Genomic DNA, 1,638 nt, shown 5'->3' with positions numbered 1-1,638 from the left:
CCAATGTCATCAACTTTGGAAATTATCCATAAATATCATATAATTAGCGCTCAAATCAGTGCATGGGAGAAGCCCTTTTGACTACCTATACCGCATCGCTTGACACCGCCAGCCAAGCCCTGGTTTGAAAATTGTACAAAAAATAACCAGTCCGCTCGATTGTCCCGCCTTCATCGCCGCCCACCGCCAGAATCCTCAAGACTTTACCCGCCGACGCCAGCTCACCTTCAAGAACCTCGTCCTGTTCCTGCTCAATCAGCCGCGCACGGCCCTGCAAACCGAACTCGATCAGTTCTATCGCGTACTCAATCAGGCGTCGACTGAGACGCAAATGGTCACTGCGCAGGCCTTCTGCAAAGCGCGCAAAAAGCTCAACCCCGAGGTATTTGAAAGTCTCAATCGCCTCCTGCAGCAACAAATTGACTGCTTCGGGCTGCGTCAGAAGTGGCGTGGGCTGAGGGTGCTCGCGGTGGATGGCTCGACCGTGCATTTACCCCTGGAGTCGACCATGGCGACCTTCTTTGGCAGTCACTCTGGCTTTCCCATGGCTCGCTTGTCCACACTCTACGAAGTCGCTGACGGTCAAACCTTGCATAGCCTGATCGTGCCCCTGACCGTCGGCGAGCGCGACTGTGCCCATCTGCACCTTGAGCACCTGCCGGCTGACAGCCTGACGCTGTTTGACCGTGGTTACCCTGGGCACTGGTTATTCGCGCTGTTCGCGCAGCAACAGCGGCACTTTCTGATGCGCCTGCCCTGTGGCTATAACGCCCAGGTCAAAGCGTTTCTACACTCTGGCCAAGTTGAAGACACACAGCTTTTCGTGGCCAACCATCCTGAAGCACGTCTGTTCTGCTCCGAGGCTGGCGTTGATCCTGCCAGCCAGATCGAGCTGAGACTGATCCGGGTCGAGTTGGCCAACGGCGAAAGCGAAGTATTGCTGACCTCGCTGCTGGATCGAGAAGCCTTTCCCGCTGAGGTGTTTGCCGAGCTTTACCACCGCCGCTGGGGCATCGAAACCGATTTCCGTCGCCTCAAACAAACCCTGACGCTGGACAACTTCAGCGGCCGCAGCGTGACCGCTGTAAAGCAGGACTTTCATGCCGCTCAACTGTTGAAGAACCTGGCGCTGTTGATGCAGCACCTGCTACAGCCGGTCATCGAACAGCGCCACAAAGGTCGCAAGCTGCGATGGAAAGTCAACTTCACCCAAGGCGTGTCACGGCTCAAAAATACCCTGGTCGAGCTGCTGGTGCGGCACTGTGCTCAGGGGCTGAGCAATGTGCTGGCCTTGATGGCTAAAAGCCTCAGTGCCGTACGCTCAGGCCGTAGCTTTGCGCGCCAACGCAAACGCGCAGCCAGCCGAGGTTGTGAGGGCTACAAACCGACGCGCTGAAGAAACACCACCGCCCAACCTCCGTGCAAAAAAGCTGGCCACAAGCGGTCGGCATAGGCTCGTCCGGAGAACGAGAAATCTCGCCTAGACAGCCGGAACAGACGATGATCACATCACCGCCAGCCCAGCTAGACCGCCTGATTGAGCGGCAGAGGCCTGGTCATCGCCCGACGGCCATGGCGGCTGGCTGCTTCGGGGGGCTTGCCTTGGGCAGGGCTGCAGCTTAGGTTGATGACATTGGG

General features: G+C 57.6%; 1 protein-coding gene. It reads left to right on the top strand.

The genetic code is table 11. From position 1 onward, the window contains the following. Window positions 1-124 precede the first annotated feature (124 nt). The gene (locus QMX85_RS23330) at window positions 125-1,396 is read left to right on the top strand and encodes an IS4-like element ISPa1635 family transposase (RefSeq protein WP_004423958.1); all 1,272 of its coding nucleotides are present in this window, start codon (window positions 125-127) and stop codon (window positions 1,394-1,396) included. Window positions 1,397-1,638: the final 242 nt, after the last annotated feature.

This window comes from Pseudomonas sp. PS02288 (genome assembly GCF_029959715.1).
Lineage (GTDB): Bacteria > Pseudomonadota > Gammaproteobacteria > Pseudomonadales > Pseudomonadaceae > Pseudomonas_O > Pseudomonas_O kuykendallii.
Note: the sequence above shows the minus strand (reverse complement) of the source record. Positions and strands in the feature narration are given on the sequence as shown.